We start from the raw sequence: 24128 nt of genomic DNA on the forward strand, positions 1-24128 counted from the left end.
CACAAATGTGATCAAAATCACAAGTTTTTGCTGTTTACTCATTTCAAAATGTTAACCAATCGCGCAGAATCCGCCGATGTTTCATAAAAGTGTAACAATTGCGCCATTCATCACAATGGAACCCCAGGGTTTTGACTAGGATGACGCTCGTTATGGAACAATTTGACAACACTTAATTCTGGTATCCGCTCGATCATCTTCAGGACATCCGTTTCCTGCTGATGTAATAACTGATAAAGCCATCGGAGGCGCTCATGTTGAGTATTTTTAAGCCAGCAGCACACATTTCCCGTGTGCCGGTCGATAAGGTAGATCCGCTCTACCGTAAGCTGCGCTGGCAAATTTTTATGGGGATTTTCTTCGGTTACGCCGCCTACTATCTGGTGCGTAAAAACTTCACCCTGGCGATGCCGTATCTGATCGAGCAAGGTTTCAGCCGTGGGGACCTGGGCTTTGCGCTGTCAGGGATTTCCATCGCTTATGGCTTCTCCAAGTTCATCATGGGGTCGGTTTCCGACCGTTCTAACCCACGCGTATTCCTGCCCGCAGGCCTGATCCTGTCGGCCGCAGTGATGCTGTTTATGGGCTTTGTGCCTTGGGCCACCTCCAGCATTGCGGTGATGTTTGTGCTGCTGTTCCTGTGTGGCTGGTTCCAGGGCATGGGTTGGCCACCGTGTGGCCGCACTATGGTGCACTGGTGGTCGCAGAAAGAGCGCGGCAGTATCGTTTCGGTGTGGAACTGCGCTCATAACGTGGGTGGCGGTCTGCCGCCGCTGCTGTTCCTGCTGGGGATGGCGTGGTTCAACGACTGGAAAGCGGCGCTGTATATGCCTGCCTTCGGTGCGATCCTGGTGGCGATGATCGCCTTCGCCCTGATGCGTGATACCCCGCAGTCTGTTGGCCTGCCACCGATTGAAGAATACAAAAACGACTACCCGGATGATTACAGCGATAAAGCAGAAGAAGAACTGACTGCCAAGCAGATCTTCATGCAGTACGTCCTGCCGAACAAGCTGTTGTGGTATATCGCCATCGCCAACGTTTTTGTCTACCTGTTGCGTTACGGCATCCTCGACTGGTCGCCGACCTACCTGAAAGAAGTCAAACATTTCGCGCTGGATAAATCATCCTGGGCCTACTTCCTGTACGAATACGCCGGTATTCCAGGCACGCTGCTGTGCGGTTGGATGTCGGATAAGGTATTCAAAGGCAACCGTGGTGCCACCGGGGTGTTCTTCATGGTGCTGGTCACCATCGCTACCATCGTTTACTGGCTGAACCCGGTGGGTAATCCGGGCATCGATATGGCCTGTATGATCACCATCGGCTTCCTGATTTACGGCCCGGTCATGCTGATCGGCCTGCATGCGCTGGAACTGGCACCGAAAAAAGCCGCGGGTACCGCTGCGGGCTTCACCGGCCTGTTCGGCTACCTGGGTGGCTCGGTTGCCGCCAGCGCCATCGTCGGTTACACCGTTGACTATTTCGGCTGGGACGGCGGCTTTATGGTGATGATCGGCGGCAGCATCGGCGCAGTCATCCTGCTGTTGCTGACCATGATCAGCGAGAAGAAACATCACGCTGATATCGCAGCCAAACGCGGTTAATTGTCACAATCTTTTTGCACGATTTAAAGGTCGCTTTCTGCGGCCTTTTTACTTACCTCTGCCTATAAAATGGAGATTATAGAATGCGAATGAGAACTCAAACCAAAGCCCTGCTGGCAGGGATCATTCTCGCCACTTCCATGCTCAGCGTTGCGCAGGCTGCGGATAAACTGGTCATCGCCCACCGTGGTGCCAGCGGTTACCTGCCGGAGCACACGCTGCCTGCCAAGGCGATGGCCTACGCCCAAGGCGCGGACTATCTGGAGCAGGACGTGGTCATGACCAAGGACGATAAACTGATCGTCCTGCACGATCACTTCCTTGACCGCGTGACCGACGTGGCGCAGAAGTTCCCCGATCGTAAACGTAAAGATGGCCGCTATTACGCCATCGACTTCACCCTGGCCGAGATCCAGTCGCTGAAGTTCACCGAAGAGTTTTTGGTTAAAGACGGCGTGCAGCAGCAGAAATTCCCTAACCGTTTCCCGATGTGGAAATCTGATTTCCGCATCCATACGCTGCAAGATGAGATTGAGATGATTCAGGGGATGAATCACTCAACCGGCAAGGATATTGGCATCTACGTGGAAACCAAGGCGCCTTGGTTCCACAAAATTGAAGGCAAGGATATCTCCAAAGCCGTGCTGGAAGTGCTGAAATCCTACGGTTACACCAAAAAAGACGACAAGGCTTACCTGCAAAGCTTTGATGCGCCGGATTTAGAGCGGGTGAAGAAAGAGCTGTTACCGGCGATGAACATGGACATCAAACTGGTACAGTTGATCACCAATACCGGCGATCAGAAGGTGAGCGAAACGATGGTGATCCACCCGGATGGTAGCCTGACGCCGTACAACTACGATTGGATGTATGAACCTGGTGCCGCCGCCAAGCTGGCCAAATATGCCGATGGCATTGGCCCATGGTATCCAATGATTGTGAAAAGCACCTCAACCCCTGGCCACATTGAGCTGACCACCCTGGCGAAAGAGGCCAAGCAGCAGGGCTTGCAGATCCACCCGTACACCTTCCGTGCCGATCCTGGTCAGGTTCCGTCTTATGCCAAGGATTTCAACGATATGCTGAAGATTTTCTACATTGATGCAGGCGTTGACGGCCTGTTCACCGACTTCCCAGACAAAGGCGTACAGTTCCTGCAACAGCACAAGTTACACAAATAACCGCCCCTGAACAGTGCTCCGCCAGTTATTGCGGAGCACTGCTATTTTGGGGCGTTAGTACATTACCACTGGCACGGCGCTACGCTGTGACTGACTCACCGTATCCTTGCTCGACGGATACAGCTTAGGTGCCAGTTCCGTCTGACCGTTGGCCGTCACCGGTTCCCACTAAACGATGCTCTTGTCCAATGCTGCGACCTGCTGTGGCGTCAGGCTGACACCCAATTTTAGGTCTAGCCCGGTTTGACAGGCCCAACCCGCTTTCGCAACTGACCATCAAGGGCCGCTGGCTGGAAGCATTAGTATTTACCCAGTGCCACTGAACACGGCCAGTTGATTATCCGCACCGCGCCCGCCAATGAGGGGAACGCATGAACATCACCTTTACCCCTCAACCAATCCCGGAACTGATGATTGAAGGCGCTACGTTGGCTAGGCTCGGATTTACCGCTGGCACCCCGTTACAACTGACGCTCCAGCATCACCGGCTCTGGATCACTGTCGTCACCGACGAAGCCGCATGGGAAGCGCTGTGTGACAACTTTGCCACAGGCAAAGTTGAACGCTGCTTGCAGCTGCCCCGAAGGGGCGAATATACCCAGCCAAGACCGTCCCGACCTGGGTGCGGATTGGGTGCGGGATAACGGCGAACTGATTATCGGCGGCGACTGGCTCACCGAGTCCGGCATTACCGATGCGGAACAACTGGAACTCATCATTGCGCACGGTGTGCTCCGGTTACAGCGGCGAGAAGTGGAAGTTTTTAAGGCTTAGAAGTAAGAACCCCGGCCAACGGGCCGGGGAACATTACTATTCAATAAGATCTTTCTTCGCCTCTTCTAATACAGACAAAAAATCATTTAGTGGGAACTTCATTGCTACTTGCTCAGCAAGCATTCTTGCATCAGCAAAAAATTCCACTTCAATATTGTCTATTCCTCTATCTTTATTGAGTTGGCAAAGTATTTGATCTTTATAAGAGATCTCCGCTGTTAGCTCTTCGTAACGAGAGTCACTAAAAAAGACAACATCAAAATCAGTACGCATAATTATTGCGGCCTCTTAGGGTCTAAAAATCCAGAGAAAGAACCATCAGAGTTATAACGGATACCGCGCCCATCAGGTAAGCGGTATTCAACGCCACCTCTTGAAAGATCTGTTTTCACTGTGTTTGTATTATTCAGCACTTCATTCACAAATTGATTAGCAACCTCATTCTTTTGAACAGGGTTGCCTTTCAACGGTTCAAAAACACCACCGGATCTACCGGCATGTTTTTCCCAAGCCCTTGCGGCAGCAGATAATCCTTGTTCATTAATTGGCTCATTAGCTGAAGAGACTAGAGCATCTTTCTTAAAGCGATCAAAGTTATTGGCATTATTCCTCGCATTTTCCTCATCCTCCGGTCCCCAACCACCCGGCGTTCCAGACCCCGAACCACCCAGCTCTTTCTTCTGTTCATCCGTCAGGTCTTTGCCGATATTCGGATTCTGACTACCGTTCGAGTCTGATTGGTTCTGTGCCGCAACGATTGCCATCAGCACACAGCTTGCATTTTGCAGACATGCCGCGTCTAACCCTTCCTTCACTTTCTTGGTCAGGGCCAGTGCCGCCTGCTCATTGGCTCCGCCTTTACCGGCTTCGGCCATCGCGGCGGCGTTCAACGTTTCCTGCGCCAGCATTTGCGACAACATGCCAGCACCCGCCATATTATTGCTCAGTTCGTTCTTGCCTGCCTGTGCTCCCGCCATCGCGCCAGCAGTATCACCACCGGTCAACCCGCCAGCCAGACCCGCCGCCAGGCTACCCAGCGCAACCAGCGTTTGCTTCTGCTCTTCGCTCAGTTGGCTTACCGGGATATCACCGTACAGCGATTTCTTCAGGCTTTCCCCGATCAGTGCCGAGGTTGCTGCACCCGCCGCCCCAGCCGTTGCACTGTTACCACTGGCCTGCGCCACCACCGCACCTAATACCGCGTGCGCCATCACCCGACTGGCTTCATCCGGGGCATACTGTTTGATGACCTCCGCCAGATACGGGGCGGCTGCACCAGAGAGCGCCTGCGCCATATTGCCACCGGCCAGGCCCTGCAACGCTGCCGTCGCCGCCTAGATACCTTGCTGGATCGCGCTGCCGGTGCCCCATTGCGCTTGCGTGGTTTTATACGCCGACGAACTGGTCAGTAACTTGTCATACTCGGCACGTTTCTCTGGCGTCGCATCGCTCCCCGGTGCCTTGATACCCTTGGCTTCCAGTTCTGCACGACCGGCATTCGTTGCCAGGATCTTGCCTTGCGTCGCCGCAATGTCTATCGCCTGCGCACCGATTTCGCCCAGCAGTTGCGCCGCCCTCAGCCGGTTCTGCTCCTTCTCCTTATCAAAGATCGGCCCAATGCTTCCGTTAGCATTGTCGGTATCCCGGCTTAGCTCCGCCACATCCTGTTTCTGGTTGGCCTGGTCACGGATGATAAGGGTGCCATCACTGACTGCGGCCTGCGTTGTGCCTTCTGCATGCCCATTATTGCCCAGGCCCGACAACGCCAGGCTGCCCAGATTGCTCAGCAGGTCAGAGCCCACCGGGCCACCAGAACTCAGGCTACCGCCCTGATGCTCGGCCTTGAAGTCTGCCTGGTTATGGATATTGCTAAAGCCCAGTGTGCCGGTATCCAACCGGTTTTTATCCGCATCTGCCGTGCTGGCTATCACTGCACCGTCAAGCTGCGTATGCTCACCCACCGTGATATCAAAGCCACCTTTACCCGCGTAGATACCCGTCTGTTCCTGCACGCTGTCATAGTTGCTGTGCAGTTTGTCACGGCTCATGCTCAGGTTGGCAGAGCCACCGCCGCCCACCACCGCCACGCTGACACCACCACTGATGCTGGTCTGCTTCGCATCATAGTTGTCGCTGTCCTGCTGGCTCTGCAGCGTCAGATTACGCCCTGCATCCACCTTCACCGTGTCACCGCTGGCCTGAGCGCCCACCAGGGCCGTGTCGCGGCCACTGTGCAGCGACAGCGTACCGCCACTGTCGACCTGGGTTTCGCTCCAGAACGTGCCATCGCCGTGCTCATTGCCCTGACTCTTGTTGGCGTTGGCGTGTGCTTCCGGTGAACCCGTATTGACAGGTTTATGAGACCTGCATCTGGTTTACAGGAGGCCGTTCGTCAGGTGGTGAAGTGCTGAGTGTGGTGTTGGGGGGCTTTGGCACAGGGGCTGAGTCCGTTGTCGCTGCCGTTGAAGCCATGTGGGACGCGGGCTCCCGATATTTACGGTGTCAGCGCCGCAAGTCCTTAGTGCGGGAAGTCACGGGATTACTGGCAGGCGTCGCTCCCCGCGAAGGTGAACCCCGGCAGCGGCAACAACTCCTCCAGACGCGCTTCTGGCCAGCCCGGCAGACGCCGCAAAACATCCGTCAGCCAGGCATGCGGCTCCAGGCCATTCATCTTTGCCGTTTCCAGCAGACTCATGATTTTCGCCGCGCGTTCGCCTGCTGCAACCGAACCTGCGAACAACCATGATTTTCTGCCCATGACCACCGGTTTGATCGCCCGCTCGCAGACATTGTTGTCCAGCGGCAACCCGCCATCGTCCAGGAAGCGACTGAGGGCAACCCGACGTTTCAGCGCGTACGTGATCGCTTTGCCCAGCGCAGAGTTCTCCGGGCACGCATTTTTCTGCTGTTCCAGCCAGTGCCAAAGTTTTTCCAGTGCCGGTCGCGCATAACGCTGTCGCCACTGGCGGACCTTTTCTACTGGCCGGTGCCGGATCTTCTTTTCCAGCCGGTACAGGCTGGCTATCTGTCTTATCGCCGTGGCTGCACGCGGATCTTTACCCGCTTTATACAGGTCCGCGAAGTTTCTGCGGGCATGAGCCCAGCACCCCGACAGGATTATCCCGTTGTGCTGGTTTGCCAGCGTTTCATACGCCGGGTACCCGTCAACCACCAGGCTCCCGGCCCAGTCTTTCAGGTATCCCGCCGGATATTGGCTGCTTCTGCCGGGTTGACAGTCGAAGCACACCACTGGCGGGCCACTTCGTTCACCACTGACGTAGCACCAGAGATAACCGGCGCGGGATTTGCCCCCTTTTCTCGTGTCGAGGAGTTGCAGGGGCGTTTCATCGGCGTGTACCACATCCCGTGTCAGCAACATCCGGTGCAACGTCTCTGCCAGTGGCGTCAGTACGGTGCCCGCACGCCCGACCATATCCGCCATCGTGCTGACGGGCAGACTGATGTCTGACCGGGCCAGCACCGACTGCTGACGATACAGCGGCATATGGTCACAGTGTTTACTTATCACCAGTTGCGCGATGAGTGACGGTTCAGCCACACTTTTCGGGATAATGTGCGCGGGCATGTCACCGCTGACCACACACTGGCAGCAGTTGCAGCCGTACTGCGGGCGAACATACCGGTTAACCACGATGCGGGCCGGGATGTACTCCAGTTTTTCGCTCACTTCATCGCGGATGTGGTGCAGCATTCCAGGGCATTCGGGGTCAAGGCAGCTTTCCGTTGATGCGGGAACGATAACGATCTCTTTTCGCGGAAGATGTGCCGGAAGCGGTTTACGTGCCGGACTTTTGCCGGGGGGCGTTTCTTCTGGGGGAAGCAATGTATCCAGTTGCGCTTCAACGGCGGCGATATCGGCATCCATATCCTCTTCGAACAGGGAGCGTTGCATCCCGGCCAGGGTCTCACTTTTTTTCCCGAAGCGCTGTTGGCGGGCCAGTTTCAGCATTTCTTCCAGGAGTTCGATACGCTGTTGAAGCCCGGTATTTTGCTGACGAAGTTTTTCTTTTTCTGCATTCTCAGACATTGCATTTTGCACCATGGCAAGTGCCAGAGTGCGAAGCTGTTCGATGTCACTGATGGTGGTGAGAACGGAGATATCCATGCGGATCATTATACCACTCCCGACATGGATAATCATTATTCTTCATGAGGTTATCATGTTCTGCGAGCCATATTCAGACTCGCCACGGAAGACCCATTTTTCGAGGTCGTGGCCTCTCACCTGCTGCCAGTCAACACCACTGACGAGCCAGTTGAACTCATCGGGCGTGAGTGACCAGGCAACCTCATTTGCCCGGGGCCAGCGGAAGTTTCCTTTGTGCAGACGACGAACGCACAACCAGACGCCGTGCTTATCCCAGCGCAGCACCTTAATGCGGGAGCGAGCCTTGTTGGTGAAGACGAAGGCGGCACCTTCGTGCCAGGACGCCTGCAGTTCATCTTGCACGTACTGCGTAAGCGTGTCGATCCCGCGCCGCATATCAACGGGTTTCACGGCGAGAAAGACATTTTCAGGCGTCAGCATGCTTGAGCGCCTTGAAGACATCGGTCAGTTGTGAAGGATGGCAGCACATCCGTATTCCGCCGGGCAGGAATAGCGTAACGGGTTCATTCGCCACAGATGAAAAGGGTTCAGAAGGTGGAGCGGATTGGACGATATGAACGGGCAAAACAGTAGGTTTGCTTGCACGTCGTTGAGCTTTTGCGACATCTTGGGGCCATTCACGAAAGGAGGTAAAAGGAATATCGTTGAGCTCACAATACTGCCGGCGGGTAAGGCCGCTGGCGCGCCAACTGGCGACGTGTTGTTTTTTCTGGTCAATGAACCATCGTTGTTTTTGCATCGGTAAACACCCTTGTGTCAGTGGAGGATGGTGCCGATCTTACCTGCTGAAATTATTATGAAAATACGAGTTCACCGGAAGTACACCGAGAAGTGGAGGTTTTCAAGGCTTAGAAGCAAAGCTCCTGGCCAATTGGCCGGGAGCTTATATAACTAATCGATATTAAGTTTAACTATAAATATATAAATCAATATCTATCTCGGCCCCGACCTTACTTATAAAACCTAGTTTTTCTGTATTAAAGTGCATCCCTGGTTTTTCACCATTTTCTATCTTAACTACAAGTGCAAAAATAAAACTCACGTCATATTGACTTTTAATAGATTGTAACTGACTTTCTTTGCCATCAAGCAATGCAATGACTTTATCTAACTGATCATTAATATCATAAGATACTTCATCACCCGTAGATAATTTCCAAGCAGTCTCAATACTTGGTCTTTTCTTACCATCAGGAATACATCCCTTGATTTTTACCTCACTGGGTTGAAGGCATAGTTTCCGGGTAACATCATCAACATCAAAAGAGTCACCATAAATAGAAAAATATGCCATTACTGTTGTTTTATCCATAATAATATCCTATTTAATGTACTCGCCTGTAGGTATACCTTCACCCTTGCCACCTTTCTTAAAGATCCAAAGTTGCCCCGAGTCTCTATCTATATAGATATCATAATTGGAGTTTTTACCATCACCCAAAAAATCTTCCTTCAAGGCATGAGCATCTACGCCATTATTTTTTAAATACTTATCATCTGCCATTTTTATATTAGATGGCTTTTCTGCCCCATTATCATAACCATCACTTGTCATATGATTTGGCAAGTCAGGTGCGGCTTCGGTATTACCCGTATTGTTTGGCAATGGGTCTACAGTTTGATTTCCACCTGTATTATTTGGCCCCACATCAGTCTGACCATTATTATTACCTGTATGGTTTTCACCCTGTTCTGGTAACTGGTTTCCGCCCGTATTGCTTGGGCCTGACTCTACTATCTGATCACCACCGGTATGAGAAGGGCCTTTCGGGGCTGCTTGGCTCTGCGCCGCAACTATCGCCATCAGCACACAGCTTGCATTTTGCAGACACGTCGCGTCTAACCCTTCCTTCACTTTCTTCGTCAGGGCCAGCGCTGCCTGCTCATTGGCCCCGCCTTTACCGGCTTCAGCCATCGCGGCGGCGTTCAACGTTTCCTGCGCCAGCATTTGCGACAACATGCCAGCACCCGCCATATTATTGCTCAGTTCGTTCTTGCCTGCCTGTGCTCCCGCCATCGCGCCAGCGGTATCACCTCCGGCCAACCCGCCAGCCAGACCCGCCGCCAGGCTACCCAGCGCGACCAGCGTTTGCTTCTGCTCTTCGCTCAGTTGGCTTACCGGGATATCACCGTACAGCGACTTCTTGAGGCTTTCCCCGATCATCGCCGAGGTTGCCGCACCCGCAGCACCCGCCAGACCGCTGTTACCACTGGCCTGCGCCACTACTGCGCCTAATACCGCATGCGCCATCACCCGGCTGGCTTCATTAGGGGCCGTCTGTTTGATGATTTCCGCCAGATACGGCGCAGCAGCGCCAGAGAGTGCCTGCGCCAGATTGCCACCCGCCAAGCCTTGTAACGCCGCCGTCGCCGCCTGGATACCCTGCTGGATCGCGCTGCCGGTGCCCCATTCCGCTTGCGCGGTTTTGTAGGCCGACGAACTGGTCAGCAACTTGTCATACGCCGCCCGCTCTTCCGGTGTCGCATCACTTCCCGGTGCTTTGATGCCTTTCGCTTCCAGTTCTGCACGACCGGCGTTTGTCGCCAGGATCTTGCCTTGCGTCGCCGCAATGTCTATCGCCTGCGCACCGATTTCGCCCAGCAGTTGGGCTTCCCTTAACCGGTTCTGCTCCTTCTCCTTATCAAAGATCGGCCCAATGCTTCCGTTAGCATTGTCGGTATCCCGGCTTAGCTCCGCCACATCCTGCTTCTGGTTGGCCTGGTCACGGATGATAAGGGTGCCATCACTGACTGCGGCCTGCGTTGTGCCTTCTGCATGCCCATTATTGCCCAGGCCCGACAACGCCAGGCTGCCCAGATTGCTCAGCAGGTCAGAGCCCACCGGGCCACCAGAACTCAGGCTACCGCCCTGATGCTCGGCCTTGAAGTCTGCCTGGTTATGGATATTGCTAAAGCCCAACGTGCCGGTATCCAACCGGTTTTTATCCGCATCTGCCGTGCTGGCTATCACCGCACCGTCAAGCTGCGTATGCTCACCCACCGTGATATCAAAGCCACCTTTACCGGCGAACACCCCGGTCTGCTCCTGCACCGAGTCATAGTTGCTGTGCAGTTTGTCACGGCTCATGCTCAGGTTGGCAGAGCCACCGCCGCCCACCACCGCCACGCTGACACCGCCGCTGATGCTGGTCTGCTTCGCATCATAGTTGTCGCTGTCCTGCTGGCTTTGCAGCGTCAGATTACGCCCCGCATCCACCTTCACCGTGTCACCGCTGGCCTGCGCACCCACCAGTGCCGTGTCGCGACCACTGTGCAGCGACAGCGTACCGCCACTGTCGACCAGGGTTTCGCTCCAGAAGGTGCCGTCACCGTGCTCATTGCCCTGGCTCTTGTTGGCGTTGGCAAACACACTCAAGCCACTACCTGAGCCCCCTACGCCAAGGCTGACGCCAATATTACCGCCACTGCTGCTGTTACTGCCTTCGGTTTTTTGCGTATTAGCTGCACCGAGCAACAGCAAATCGCGTTGCGCATCCAACGTGGTATCACCACCGGCTTTGAGCTGGCTACCGGCAATCAGGAGGTCGCCGCTGTTTGCCGAGTTTCCTTGGCCGGTGGCCGTGACCGTCAGGTTGTTGCCTGCCGTCAGTGTCGAACCATTGACGGTTTTCTGTTCCTGATGTTGCTGCGAGGACGATTTCTGTGAACCCAATGAAACGCTGACGCCCACCATACTCGCCGCATCGCCACCCTCCGCCTGCACCCGTTGCCCGGCTTGCACGGCCTGAACACCTGACAGCGCCGCTTTGGTCCCTTGCAAGGCAGCCAAGCGCCCGTCAGTTTCTTTTTTCGCCTGTTGTGCGGTGGTAACCGCACTGTTGACCGCACTGCCTACCGGGCCAGACAGGGCAACAGTGAGTCCGCTTTGTTTCTGCTCGACCGTTTCGTCTCGGCGGTGAATATCTTCACCTGGGTCAATCTGTACGCTGTCACCGGTCACCGACAAGTTCTGGTTGGCAATCACATCGGCACCGCCGATATGGGCTTTGCCGCCTGCAACAATGTTCACATCGCCACCGGTCGAACCGATGGTGCTCACACTCTGGCTCTGGGTGGTGCCGTCTTCGTTCATCTGATGGCGTGACGAGGTGCTGCCGACAGTGAACCCCAGTCCTCCGCCGCTGAACACACCGCTCTTTTTCTTCTCATCCAACCGGTAGCTCGATTGCTCTTCGGTGGATGCCACAATCTCGACGTTATTACCTGCCTTCAAATTAATATTGCCGTCACCCACCACCGCGGAACCTTTCACCGTCAGGTCATTACCCGCCGACAACGACACGTTGTTGCCGCTGAGCATCGACCCTTGTTCCTGTGTCGCGTAGTCTTCCCGCACCGTATGGGTGGTGGTCTTCGACAGGAAGCCTTTCTTGGTTTTGGTCTCTTCAAAGAAGTGGTAGTCGCTCTCGGTGGCGCTGTTGAGCGTGATATCCCGCCCGGCATTCACCGCCACGTCACCGCTGGCCTGCACCTGTGCCGCATTCAAGGTCGCGTCTCGGCCTGCCTGGAGCGTGGTATTCCCGCCGCTAGCAATCTCGCTACCCTGTTGGCGGAGAGATTCGTCCACCTGTTGGCGCTTGCCGTTTTTGCTTTCACTGTACTGGCTGGTTTGCTGGGTAGTGAGATTCACATCACGTCCGGCATTCAGGCTGACGTTGTTATCCGCTGCCACTGCTGCCGCCTGCAAGGTCACATCCCGGCCCGCATCCAACGTCAAATCACCGCCGCTGGTCAGCGTGCTGCGCGCGATGTCAGTAACGGTATTCAGGGTGCTGTCCTTGCCAAAACCTGACTGGGCATAGCTATGGGTCACCTGATTGGCGGTGATGGCGATATCCCCCCAGGCATCCAGCCACACATCGCCACCGGCAGACAGGTTGGCACCGGTCAAGCGAATGTCTTTACCGGCACTCAGGCTCAGTGAATCCAGCGAGGTAATGGAGGCGGTATTACCGAGTGTGGTGTCAGTGAACCCGACAAACTCGCCGTTGGGCCCTCTGGCACTGAAACTGTTGGTTTCCGCCAGCGTGAGGTTATTGATGCTGCCACCGACACTTTCCAACGCCACCCGGTTGCCACTGATAGTGGAGCCGATATTGTTGATATCCCCCAGCGCGCTCAGTTGCAGGTTGCCGCCCGCATTGAGCAGGCCGGCATTGAGATTGCTGATGCTGTTTTGGCTATCGAGCGTCAGGGCATTCTGGGCGGTCAGGGTACTGCCACTGTTCGTCATATTCCCCGCTGTGAGCGTGACGTTTTTGCCGGAAATCACGCTGCCGTTATTCAGCGTCACGTCTTTTGGTGACAGGTAGACCTTCGGCACCATCACCGTCTGGCCATTGAGGGGGGTGGCTTCCCACCACAAAATGCTGTGGTCCAGTGCGGCGATCTGCTCGCTCGTCAACGAAATACCGAACTTCAGCCCCAGGGACTGCTGCGCCTTGGCGGCGTTGTCCATCAGGGTGTGCATTTGTTCCAGATCCGACCCTACGCCGTTCAGGTAGCGACTCCCGGTCTGATTGAGCAGGAAATTGCTGACGTAGCGGGTATCAAAGGCCGCATCCCCCAGGAACCGGTAGTCGTAATCCGGGTGGAGATTCAGGCGATCGAGGAAATAGGCCGAACCGATAAAGGCGTTTTCATCCGTGTACTGCCCACCAGTTTCACGCGGAGCCTGGCCGGGAGAGGTGCCCAACAGGGCATAAAGCTCGCCAAACAGGCTCGGATCCAGTTGCCCCAGGCCATTCAGTTTCGGGTTGGTGGTGATCAGGTACGGGCTGTTGGGATCGGTCGAGGTGACAAAATAGCCGTTCTCACCCGAGGGCAGGGGATAGGCACTGGTATCGACCGTTTTGCCCTGATACTGACTTAAATCGTTGCCGCCGGGCTTGACCAAGTTCGCTCCACCGGTGGTGGTGTTTTGCAAACTGGCCCCATCCCCCAGATTGGCATTCCCCAGGCCATTGCCACTGTACTTTCCTAATCCGGTGAGCTCTGGCGTGGCGTTCTCCAACCCGCTGCCACCCGCGATCTGTTGCAGGGCATTTTGCAGGTTGTCTTGCCATTCTGGAGAATTGACGGCCACCTTGTCACTGGCTGAGAGCGTCTGTTGCCCTACGGCACCGCCGATTGCCTGTTGACTCAGGGTATTCAGTGCAGGGGCCGTGAGGGTATTGCTTACCCTTCCTGCGTTGGCCGTGGCGTTGGTGTTGCTGATATCCTGACTGAAGTTTGCCGTGACGTTACCGCCCGCCTGGATAACGGAACGGTAGCTGTCATCTGAGGTGGTTTCTGTGGTGTGGCCCGCCAGAACATAGTGGACTGTATTTTCGGTTTTACTGGTGCCAGGACGAGGGACGTGACTACTGGCATTGCCAGGAAGGCTCCCGTCCTGACGGACACCGTCGATATAGTTGAAAACCGCGTACTCGGTGTAGGCACCGGATTGATAACTCTGGTTATTGAGCGTGGTACCCGACAGAACAATATCGCCGTTTGCCAGCAGTACGCTGGCCTGATTGTTAAGGGCGTTAGCCTGAACCGTTAAGTTGCCGCCCGCAGACAGACGTGCGCTGCCCCCTTCGGCAGAGGCCTGTGACAGGATCTGGCTGACGGCAAATTGCCGGGTTTCGTTGCCGGGTGTGGGCAGGTAGTAATAGGTTTTATTGGCATACAAGAAGCAGGGAACACCGCTACAGGAGCCCGAGGTGGAGTACCAGGTGACGCTCCTCTGCGTCAAGGTGTCCAGCCCCAAGACCTCAACAGGGATATCGGCGGAAGCGCTGTTTAACCAACTGTAGGTGTTACTCAGATCCAGAGTTTGGGTTGAGTAGGTCAATCCGGTACGCTCATTGAGCAAGCTGGCGGTATTGACCGTAATATCACCCTGTTGCGTCTCGATGGTGCCTGAACTATTCACCACTTCGCCGTTGGCGTTGCCCGCCATGTCGCGCTGCATCCACAGGCTGTTGCCCGCCAGAATATCACCACGCAGGTTTTTGATGCTGTTGGCCAGCAGATACAGGTTGTGACCGGCATACAGCAGGGCGGTGTTGACCAGGTTGCCCGCCGCATTCAGCGTCAGTGTGCCCAGCGTGCCGGTAAAGCCTCCAACGGTAATATCGCTCTGGCTGTTCAGGGTGACATCTCCCCCTGATTGCAGCGTTCCGGAGGCATTCAGGGCGATGGCGCTGCCACTGAGGGTACTGGCTCCGCTCCCAGCGGTGATTTGCCCGTTATTGGTCAAGATGCCGTAGGTGGCAAGGTTAACGCTCTGCCCCTGCAATGTGCCCTGATTGGTCAACGCCCCCTGGCTGCTGATGTTCAAGCCCTGACCTGCGACAATCACATTCTGGTTGGTAAAGGCATTCACCAGTTGCAGCGTCAGGTTGCCGAGCGCGACCACTTGGCCTTGTTGTGCAAAACTGGCGCTGTTCAACCATAAATCGCCACCGCTGAACAGTTTCCCCGTGGTCTGTTGATCCACCTGGTTGGCTTGGATACTGAGCCCCGATGTGCCGAGCAGCGTCCCACCGTTGGTCAGTTGCTGGGTGCTGACGGCCAGACTGCTGCCTTGGACGGTGCCCTGGTTGTTCAGGCTGCCGCCTGTCAATGTTGCCTGCCGTTCTGCCAGCAGGGTGCCGCTGTTGTTGACCGTATTGGCATTCAGCAGCAGCGTGGCGGCCTGCAACCAGCCGTTGTTGGTGAATTGTGTGCCGTTAAGCGTGAGGTCAGAACCGGAAAGCAGCTTGCCGTCATTGAACCCAGATGTCGCCGCGTCGATCGAGGCCTGGCCACCGCTTTGTATCAGGCCACTGTTAACCCACTGCGGTGTGGTGAGGGTCAGCGCGTTCTGGCTGAGCAGCGTACCCGAGGCATGGTTGGTCAACGTGCCGGACAGGTTCAGCGTCAGCCCGTTTTCCCCTTGTATGCGCCCGCTATTGCTCAGCGCTCCGCTGTTCACCCACAGGTCATTACCCTGGATACGGCCAAAGTTGGTTACCGACGCGGCATCCAGTTTCAGGGTGCCTGCCGTCAGCAGGGTGTGATCCTGTTGCTGGATAAAATCGCCGCTCAGGGCGATCGTCAACCCGTCAACGCCGCTGATGTCGCCCTGGTTATTCAGGGTATTGCCGTGCAGGGTGAGGTTTTTTGCCAGCCATTGCCCGGCATTGGCCAACGACAGCGCCTGTAACGCCGCCGTGCCGTTCGCGGTGATTTTGCTGTTGGCTGCGGCATGCAACGCCCCAGACAAGGCCACTTGCAGTGCATCCGCACTCTGGATCGCGCCACTGTTCTCCAGTTGCTGAGCACTTAACAGGATCTGCTGCCCCTGCCACTGCCCGTCATTGGTGATCGTGCCGCCGTTCACCGTCAGTGTGCCCTGCGTCAGGATGGAGCCCTGGCGGCTGTTCACCAGCGTCAGCAGCGGGGCGGTCAGCGCCTGAGTGCCGAGCGTCAGCGATTGCAGGCCGATCAGCGTGCCTGCGTTGTTCACCACAACCTGGGCCAGGCTCAGGGTGTTACCCTGTACGGCCCCCTGGTTGTCTAACCGAGCACCCGCCAGGGACAACCGCCCTTCGCTCAGCACGGCACCGCTGTTGGTCAGCGTCTGCGCCTGTATCTCACTGTCGCCCTGGCTGAGCAGTGAACCTTCGTTCAGCAGTTCGTTGGTGACTTTGAGCGACAGCGAGTCGGTTCCCAGCAAGGTGCCACGGTTCAGCCAGCTATTCGCGGTGATGTGGGTTTGCCCACCCTGCACCAGGCCTTCCGAGGTTAGTTGCCCGGCATTCAGCGCCAGTTGCTCCCCGGCCAAGGTACGGCTTGATCCTCCCAAGGTCATCACATCACCCTGAGCATCAAGCCATTCGTTACCCTGCCATAATCCACTGTTACTCAGCGTGCTGGCCCCCAGCGTCAACTGGTTTGCCACCAGCTTGCCGCTGTTGGTCAGGTGAGTGCCGTTGAGGCTCAGCGTATTCAGGCTGCCGATCTGCCCGGCGTTTTCCAAGGTATCGGTGAGATCACCGGTCAGGTTGGAGATCGCATTGATCGACCCGGTGTTATCCAGGCTATCGACGTTAAACGTCAGCGTATCCGCCTGCCAGAACCCGGCGTTGGTGACCGCGCCACTGTTGAGCGTTAGCTCACCGCCGCTCAGCAACTGTGCCCCGGCCAGCACCTTCAGCCCTGTGGTGATCAGGGTCAGCACGCTATTGCCCTGCATGATGCCACTGTGAGCCACGTTACCGCTGTTGAGCGTCAGCCTGTTGCCCGCCAGCACCCCGGCGTTGTCTACCGATTGGCTGCGGAAGGTGGCGTTTTCACGGGCCACCAGTTGAGCGTTTTGCTGGTTAACCAGGGCACCGCGCACGTTCAGGCTCAGGTTATTGGCCAGAATGCTGCCTTGGTTGGTAAATTGCTGACCTGTAAGCGATAAATCGTCATTGACCTGCAATAACCCGGCGTTATCCAGTTGGTCGAGGGCCAGATTCAGCGCACCGCCGCTGATCAGTTTCCCGGAGGCGAGGTTGCTGAGGGTAGGGATAGCCAGTTGCAGATGGCTGTTGCCCTGAAGTAAGCCACTGTTGGTCAGTTGCGGTGCGGTCAGTGTCAGTGTGTCAGCCGCCAGCGTACCCTGATTCAGAATACTGGCCGCCGTGAGGGCAAACCGATCCTGGCTCAGTAAATAACCGCTGTTGGTGAGATCGCCGGTAAGATCTGCGGTCAGCAGCGTCTGTGCCTGAGCACTGCCACTGTTCTGCCAGCTCTCGGCGTTGACCGCCAGTTGTTGGCCTTGCAGGGTGCCCTGGTTAACCAACTGTTGAGCGTCGAGGCGCAATGTGCCCCCTGTCAACATCTGGCCGGTGGTGCCGTTATTAAGATGGGTACCCGAAAGTTGCACGGATTGGCTGCCTTGCAGCAGCCCCTGGTTGATGACATCGCCCACCACGCTGAGCACATTGGCCGCCAGCCACCCCGAGTTATCGAGCATACTGGCTGAAACATTCAGCCCTTGCTGGCTGAGCACTTTCCCCTGATTGGTGAACGCCTGAGCGATGTTCAGATCGGCGGTTTGTTCACTCAGCGCATTACCGCTGTTGAGCCACGTCTGGGTCGACAGCTCCAGCGTCTGACCCTGCAATAACCCGGCATTGGTCAGTGTCTCTGTTTGTAATGCCAATTTCCCGGCACTGAACAGAACGCCACCCAACTGGTTGTCCAGCGAGGCGCTCCCGATACTAAGCTGGTTGCTGCCTTGCAGGGTTCCAGTGTTAAAGAGGGTGGTGGTATCGAGCGTCAGGTGGGATGCTGACAGCAGGCCGTCATTATTGAACAGAGGGGTGGTTAACGTTAACGACTCAACTGCGTTGATGGTGCCGCTTTTCTGGTTGCTGAACTGTTTGGCCAGTGACAGCGTCATCATGGCCGCGTGCATTATCCCGGCGTTACTCAGGGTTTCTGCTGCCAGGCTTAGCGTGCCGCCAGTGAGTAAGCGCCCACGATGAGTCACCTCATCAGCCTTGATGGAAAGGGCGCTGTCGCCCTGTAATGTTCCGCTATTAGTGAGGTTGTTGCTGGTCAGGGCCAGTTGATCCGCCGCCAGTTGCCCGGCGTTGGAGAACGCCATCGCGGTGAACGACAGGTGATCCTCGGCCAGCAGCAAACCGCTCTGCTGGTTGTCAATGCGCTGATAGTCCGCCATCAGGTTAGCGGCGTTGATTTCACCGCTGTTGCTCAGTTGTTCACCCTTGAGCTGCACATCGCGATCGGTGGTGATCAACCCCGCGTTTTTTAACGTCGGGACCGTCAGCAACAGCGAATTGGCGGTATACAGGGTTCCGCCCTGTTGGTTGTCGAGCAATTGGGCGATCAGATCCAGAGTCTGGCTGCCCTGCAACAGGCCGCTGTTGGTGAGCGTTTGGCTGTTTATCGTCAAGATGGGGGCGACCAGGGTCCCTTGGTTGGTGAGGGTTTTCGCATTCAGCGCCAGGGTTGCCGCATGGCTTTTCCCGCTGTGTAACACGGAATCTGCCGCTACCGTCAAAGTCCCTTTGGCGGTATGGGTGCCTGCCAGCGTAGCTTGCTGGGCCTGGAGGGTGAGATCGCCTCCGCTTTGTACCTGTGCCCCGGACTGTGTGGTCAGCGTAGTGCTCCGCAGCGCCAGATCTCCCCCGGCGCTCCATTCTCCGCCTAATGTGGCGTTCCCTGCGTTAACGGTAATGTTGCCCTGGCTGGTGGTGATGGAGTCTGCCCCGGTGAACAGCGTATCGCCGTTGAGGGTTAATGCTTTCGTGCCAGAGAGCAGGCCGTTTTGTTGTAACGTTCCCGCTGTCACGCTCAGGCTGCTATCGCTCAACAGTTCACCGGTGGTGCCATTACGCAACATCCCGCTGACATTAAGATGGGCTTGCCCTTTGGCGCTCAGCATACCGTCCTGATCCAGCGTTTGGCTGGAAAGGGTCAAGGCCCCACCGCTCAGTATGTTGCCGCTGTTGGTCAGTGATTGGCCGTTCAGCGTCATGTTCCCCAAGCTCTGAACGGTGCCGCTGTTTCCGAGGGAGGAGAGGGTGCTTTGTATTGCCCCATTGGCCACCAGCGTGCCGCTGTTTGCCAGTGCGCCACCGCTGAGAGTGAGGTTTTGCCCGGCGATCGTTTGCCCTTGGGTCAGACCGGAATTAAACAGCGTCATATCGATATGGCGTGCTGCATCAACCTGGCTGTTGGCGTCTATAAGCAGGTCACGGGTGCGCAGGCTGATATCGTTTCCGGCGGTCAGCTTGCCGTTGCTGATCTGCAACGTACCGCCGCTGGTCAGGACCATATTCTGGTCGCTGACCAGCGTACCCGCTTGTTGGGTGAGATCGCCCTGGCTGGTCAACGCGATGGATTGACCGGCTTTGTGATCACCCAGCAGACGGATACTTTGCCCGTTTGCCGTCAGCGTACCGCTGGTCAGGCTGTTATTGATCGTCAGCTTGCCGCTGGCATCAAGGGTGATATCCCCGTCACGGGCATTGAGGTTGCCGAGGTTGACGCCGACGCCGGTTTCACTGGAGACCAAGTGAATTCGGTTGGCATACATCCCGCCCAACGCACCGGTGTCGATGGCCACTTTCGGCACCTCGCCCTGACCGGCAATCGGCGTGGCATTGCCTTGCGCATCCACTCGGTTGGCACCCAACGTGATGGCCGCGTCTTTGGCATGCAGTTGTGCGTTGAGGTCGGTGGCGCGGGCAATCAGCGCGAACTTGTCGCTCTGGCTGGCATCCAGCCCTTTGCCCTGAATGCTGATCGCCCCCTGGGTCACCTCCAGCGCCTGCAAGCTGCCGTCGGCACCCAACACCGGTTTACCGGTGGTTAATGTTGCATTCGGGGTGTTGATAAAGCCGCAGCCATCACAGGTGATGCCGTAGGGGTTGGCCACCATCACGTTGGCCTGCTTGCCCGCCACTTCCAGGTAGCCTTGCAGTTGTGAACGGTTCGGGGCCACCACTTCGTTGATGATGCCCTGGGCTTCTTTCCCAGCTTGCAGGTTGGGGTTATTTTGGATCAGGCCACCCAACTGGCTCTGAGTGAGCCGGTCGGTGGCGTTGTTGAGGATCAGCCCCTCTTTTCCCACGTTGAAATCGTTGTATTTATTGTGGGAAATCCCGGCCTGATTGGGCGTGGCGATATTGACTACCGGCACGCCGTTAGCGGCCTGATCGAGTTGGGTATTGCCTTCGGCGACATTCACGCCGTTGGCAAACGCGGGTAACACCGGTTGCCACACCAAAAGAGTACACAGGGTATAGCTCAGCCAACGTTGGGTGGCATGAAGAGGACGATCCGTTGACTGGCTCATGTGTTAACCCTTTCCCTGGAAATTAAAGAACAATATTGATGCGGTAATAGACAGAAACCCGGTCCGGCTCCAGCCAACTCGGGTGCGACAGCGGCCAACCGACGGTCAACTGGCTGCCGAAATAGCGGTTGCGGCTGCCGAGCCCCACCGCGCCGCCCCACAACGTGCCGGAGGCATAGGTATCCTGTGAATCGTGGCGCAGGTAACCGCCATCCACCGCGCCCAACAGGGTGATGTTGCCGAGGTACGGCAGGCTGAACGGCGACCAGTTGACCTCGTTACGCCAATAACCGCCGTTATCCCCGGACAGATACTGCTCCTTGTAACCCCGCACCGAGCTTTCGCCGCCGATAGTCAGGCGTTCGCTGCCGTACAGGCGGTCCGGCGACCACTGGCCGTAGACGCTGGTGAGGTAGGTCCAGTCCTGGGCCAGTGGCAGGTAATAGCTGCTGGAGAGTGAAGTCTTGTTGAACTCCGCCCTTGGCGCATCGTTACTCTTGCCGCTGTCGTCTTCCGCCCCCAGCCACGGCACGCCACGGCTGTAGGTCGGGTTGAGCGTGGCAAAGCCGCCCCACAGCTTCTGGCTATGTGTGGCACCCAGCGACACGCTGGTGAGCTTGCGGCTGCTGCTTTCCAGCCGGGCGTCGTTGAGGTAGTTGCGGTTGATGCGGTGCGTCAGGCCCAGCGCCAGACCGGTTTTTATCTCACTGTTGCGGAACACTACGCGTGACAGGTTGAAACGGTGCGTCTGGCTGTCGCCGCTGGAGCGCCAATCGAAGCCCTGATTGTCGATGGTTGAAAGGTAATCGCTGTAGGAATAGTTGTAATCTGCCAGCCAGTAGCCGTAAGGCAGGCTGACACCCGCCTGCACGCTGCGGGCGTTGTGATCGTTGGCAAAATCGCTGCTGCGTGCTCCTGAAACAAACCACTGATCCGCCAGCCCCAACAGGTTATTGCCGGTCAGCGACCCGTTGATCTGCCCGGTGCCGGTGCTTTTTTGCCCGCTGTTATCAAACCCCAACCCCAGCATCACCGGCGACTCCGGGGTAGCGGTCAGGTTCACCACCGAATAACCCGGCTGGCTGCCGGGCAGGATTTCAATCTGTACCGGCTGTTGGCGCAGGCGGTTGATCTGCTCCATGCCCTGTTCGATATCACGCAGGTTGAGGATATTACCCACCAGAGCAGGGAACGCCATCTTCAGCATCCGGTCATCGCGTTTATCTAACTGGATCTTCTCCAGTTGGCCTTCCAGCACCCGCAGTTTCAGTTCCCCGAGGGACAGATCCTGTTCGGTGAGGAACGCGCGGCTGGTGATGTAACCGCGAGCGATATACCAGTCGGAAACCTGTTGTACCAAGGTCTGGATCTGCGCCAGATTCAGGCAGCGCTGGAGATAAGATTGCGTGAGCGTTTGCCGCGCGCTGGCAGGCAGGTGAGTGGCCCCATCAAGACGGACAGTATTGATGGTGAAACAGGGGCCACTGTCAGCCGCAGCAGGCGGTGACGCAGGGCGCGTGGGAGTCAGGCTGCGTTGCAGTTGCTGGCGTTGTTGCTGGTTTTGCTGCAACAGATCACGCTGTTGCTGTTGGATAGTGTCGCGATCTGCCGGGCTAAGAAAAGCGGCGGTAACCGGAAAAACTCCGACCGCCAATGCCACTACCGCTACTAATGTCGTGTACCGCCACGAGCGCGTCCTGCATCCCAACATGGGTGATCCCTGAATATATTAATGGCAAATAGTCTTTATATTTTTATGGGTATTATCCGGTTGCATCGAACAGAAAGCAAGCAAGTAGAAGAGGAACAGCACGACGCCAAACACGTTATACCCTACACCGGCGGGGATTGATTATTACCGTATCTGATGGAAGGATAAGAATAATGTGTTTATTAACGAGGAAATAGCTCATGGATCGCTCGGTCTTATTACAGCACCTTAAAACGTCATGTTATGCCTTATCGGCCATCGTGCTGAGCGGTTGGGTCGCCGATGCGCTGAATGAAGGGCTGATATTCAAAATGATATTACGTTTTTTCCGCCCAGACGACGTTGAGCGTTATTCCCACCCGTTCAGTGATTTAGTCAGTTTTCTCATCTGGTTTATTCCCTTAATCTTTACGACGCTGTTACTGTTATTTGCCTCGGTAATGACCTTGCATCACGTCAAAAAACCACACCTTTACCGGATCGCTAAAAGAAAACCGCTACTCTACTGCCCGCAGGTGGTGGGTTCGCCGTTGCTGGAGCATCTGCCCCTATTTTTGCAAACCTACCGGGCAGCGGAAAAATTATCACTGCTGATCCCGGAATCTTTGCAGCAAGAATATAAAACTGCGCTGGCGAATATGGCGGGGAGCAGAAACTATGAAATTCATCTGCTCAAAGAAAATGACGACCTGCAAAAAATAACCTTAGAAATGGAGCTGTGGATAAAAAAAGCAGTGAAAAACCAGCAGCACGAAAATCATACGCCGCTGTTGTTTGATATTACCTATGCTTCAGCCGCCCACAGCAGTGCCGCTTTATTTTGCAGTTTGGATCAGGATATGGAGCTCATTCAGGGAGCACCTGATGGAACATTATATTCGTACGATTTAGTCTGCAAAATTCAGGAATAAACCGCTTTCACAATTGGCCATGCAACCGGGCACGGAACGCAGGCGCCAGCAGGTAATCCATACACCAGCGGCTGACTTTGCCCATGCCATCGGAACGGGCGGCTAAAAAGATCTGCGTAGCATGCTTGTGTTCCTGCATCGACTTTTTAACTAACGAGCCACCGTTCAACAGCGGCAAAGCCAGATGGTGCGGCACATAGCCGATGCCCACATTGCGCTGGATCAGCTCAATGGCGGTGGCGAAATCAGGCACAAACATCGGTTTTTGCCCCTCCAGCAACCATGCCTGCTGCGGCACAAAATTGACTGCGGTGTCGCGGATGCACAGCGCCGGATAGTGCCGCAGCTCGTTGTTCTGTAATGGCAGCACCTGGGTGGCCAGCGGGTGCTCTGGCCCGACGACAAAATCCCACTCCAGGTGGCCGATCGACTCACTGATAATCCCTTCGCTGCTGGGCACCACATGCGGCGCGCCAATCACCAGGTTGGCCCGTTTGCCATACAGCGCATCCCAGCAGCCGTTATACACTTCGGTATCAATGGTCAGCCGGGTGGAGGGAAACATCGCTTCAAAGTCGCAGACAAACTCTACGATCGCCGAACGGGGGATAATATTGTTCACCGCGATCGTCAGTTCCTGCTCCACACCGCCGTGAATCAGGGCGGTATTGCGCTGTAAGGCATCCAAATCATTAAGAATGGTTTTGCTGTGTTCGACAAAGTATTCACCCGCTGGGGTGAGTTCGATATAGCGGCCTTTACGCAGGAAGAGTTCAACACCAAAACTCTCCTCTAACTTTTTCACCGTATAGCTGATTGCGGAAGGGACTTTATTCAGGTGCTCGGCGGCGGTAGTAATGCTCTGGTATTTGGCAACCAGATGGATGACCCGCAATGTTTCGTCGGAGATAAACATAATGATTCCCTGAAGCAGCCTAGAGAGGAGA

The 24128-nt window shown here is 56.0% G+C and carries 12 protein-coding genes and 1 pseudogene; 4 read left to right on the top strand and 9 right to left on the bottom strand.

The features are described 5' to 3' along the window. The first annotated feature begins 254 nt into the window (after positions 1 to 254). From glpT to ACX9GT_RS24150, 3 genes are all read left to right on the top strand, one after another. Entirely contained in the window at positions 255 to 1607 is a 1353-nt protein-coding gene (gene glpT / locus ACX9GT_RS24140; protein ID WP_473189055.1) for a glycerol-3-phosphate transporter, read from the top strand. Between the two features lie 89 nt (positions 1608 to 1696). Then, positions 1697 to 2788, top strand: coding sequence for a glycerophosphodiester phosphodiesterase (glpQ, locus tag ACX9GT_RS24145; protein ID WP_473189056.1), 1092 nt, complete (start codon positions 1697 to 1699; stop codon positions 2786 to 2788). Between the two features lie 534 nt (positions 2789 to 3322). Continuing rightward, the gene (locus ACX9GT_RS24150; protein ID WP_473189057.1) at positions 3323 to 3562 is read left to right on the top strand and encodes a hypothetical protein; all 240 of its coding nucleotides are present in this window, start codon (positions 3323 to 3325) and stop codon (positions 3560 to 3562) included. Positions 3563 to 3598: 36 nt separating this feature from the next. Here ACX9GT_RS24150 and ACX9GT_RS24155 read toward each other — a convergent pair whose 3' ends face one another. From ACX9GT_RS24155 to ACX9GT_RS24190, 8 genes and pseudogenes are all read right to left on the bottom strand, one after another. Next, positions 3599 to 3835: a hypothetical protein gene (locus ACX9GT_RS24155; protein ID WP_473189058.1), complete on the bottom strand. Its 237-nt coding sequence runs from the start codon at positions 3833 to 3835 to the stop codon at positions 3599 to 3601. Between the two features lie 2 nt (positions 3836 to 3837). Next, a pseudogene (locus ACX9GT_RS24160) lies at positions 3838 to 5886 on the bottom strand (hemagglutinin repeat-containing protein); the annotation flags it as partial. Between the two features lie 215 nt (positions 5887 to 6101). Further along, a complete protein-coding gene (tnpC, locus tag ACX9GT_RS24165; protein ID WP_473191545.1) occupies positions 6102 to 7688 on the bottom strand; it encodes an IS66 family transposase in 1587 nt (528 codons plus the stop codon). A 42-nt stretch (positions 7689 to 7730) separates the two neighbouring features. After that, entirely contained in the window at positions 7731 to 8111 is a 381-nt protein-coding gene (tnpB, locus tag ACX9GT_RS24170; RefSeq protein ID WP_473189059.1) for an IS66 family insertion sequence element accessory protein TnpB, read from the bottom strand. Continuing rightward, a complete protein-coding gene (gene tnpA, locus ACX9GT_RS24175; RefSeq protein ID WP_473189060.1) occupies positions 8098 to 8430 on the bottom strand; it encodes an IS66 family insertion sequence element accessory protein TnpA in 333 nt (110 codons plus the stop codon). Before tnpA ends, tnpB begins: the two co-directional genes overlap by 14 nt. Before the next feature lie 168 nt (positions 8431 to 8598). Further along, the gene (locus ACX9GT_RS24180) at positions 8599 to 9003 is read right to left on the bottom strand and encodes a DUF4279 domain-containing protein (protein ID WP_473189061.1); all 405 of its coding nucleotides are present in this window, start codon (positions 9001 to 9003) and stop codon (positions 8599 to 8601) included. Positions 9004 to 9012: 9 nt separating this feature from the next. Next, entirely contained in the window at positions 9013 to 20559 is an 11547-nt protein-coding gene (locus ACX9GT_RS24185; RefSeq protein WP_473189062.1) for a hemagglutinin repeat-containing protein, read from the bottom strand. A 22-nt stretch (positions 20560 to 20581) separates the two neighbouring features. Continuing rightward, entirely contained in the window at positions 20582 to 22270 is a 1689-nt protein-coding gene (locus tag ACX9GT_RS24190; RefSeq protein WP_473189063.1) for a ShlB/FhaC/HecB family hemolysin secretion/activation protein, read from the bottom strand. A 260-nt stretch (positions 22271 to 22530) separates the two neighbouring features. Between ACX9GT_RS24190 and ACX9GT_RS24195 the strand changes: the two genes are divergently transcribed. Beyond that, positions 22531 to 23181, top strand: a complete 651-nt coding sequence (locus ACX9GT_RS24195) for a hypothetical protein (RefSeq protein ID WP_473189064.1) — start codon at positions 22531 to 22533, stop codon at positions 23179 to 23181. Between the two features lie 7 nt (positions 23182 to 23188). Here the strand turns inward: ACX9GT_RS24195 and ACX9GT_RS24200 are convergent, their stop codons facing one another. Beyond that, complete coding sequence (locus tag ACX9GT_RS24200; protein ID WP_473189065.1) at positions 23189 to 24097, bottom strand: LysR substrate-binding domain-containing protein; 909 nt, start codon at positions 24095 to 24097, stop codon at positions 23189 to 23191. Between the last annotated feature and the right edge of the window lie 31 nt (positions 24098 to 24128).

Source organism: Serratia sp. YWN4 (assembly GCF_055790845.1).

Bases quoted from the DNA above. Each gene is read 5' to 3' on its own strand.
- glpT (WP_473189055.1), top strand. From the start codon at position 255: ATGTTGAGTATTTTTAAGCCAGCAGCACACATTTCCCGTGTGCCGGTC.
- glpQ (WP_473189056.1), top strand. From the start codon at position 1,697: ATGAGAACTCAAACCAAAGCCCTGCTGGCAGGGATCATTCTCGCCACT.
- ACX9GT_RS24155 (WP_473189058.1), bottom strand. From the start codon at position 3,835: ATGCGTACTGATTTTGATGTTGTCTTTTTTAGTGACTCTCGTTACGAA.
- tnpC (WP_473191545.1), bottom strand. From the start codon at position 7,688: ATGGATATCTCCGTTCTCACCACCATCAGTGACATCGAACAGCTTCGC.
- tnpB (WP_473189059.1), bottom strand. From the start codon at position 8,111: ATGCTGACGCCTGAAAATGTCTTTCTCGCCGTGAAACCCGTTGATATG.
- tnpA (WP_473189060.1), bottom strand. From the start codon at position 8,430: ATGCAAAAACAACGATGGTTCATTGACCAGAAAAAACAACACGTCGCC.
- ACX9GT_RS24180 (WP_473189061.1), bottom strand. From the start codon at position 9,003: ATGGATAAAACAACAGTAATGGCATATTTTTCTATTTATGGTGACTCT.
- ACX9GT_RS24185 (WP_473189062.1), bottom strand. From the start codon at position 20,559: ATGAGCCAGTCAACGGATCGTCCTCTTCATGCCACCCAACGTTGGCTG.
- ACX9GT_RS24190 (WP_473189063.1), bottom strand. From the start codon at position 22,270: ATGTTGGGATGCAGGACGCGCTCGTGGCGGTACACGACATTAGTAGCG.
- ACX9GT_RS24200 (WP_473189065.1), bottom strand. From the start codon at position 24,097: ATGTTTATCTCCGACGAAACATTGCGGGTCATCCATCTGGTTGCCAAA.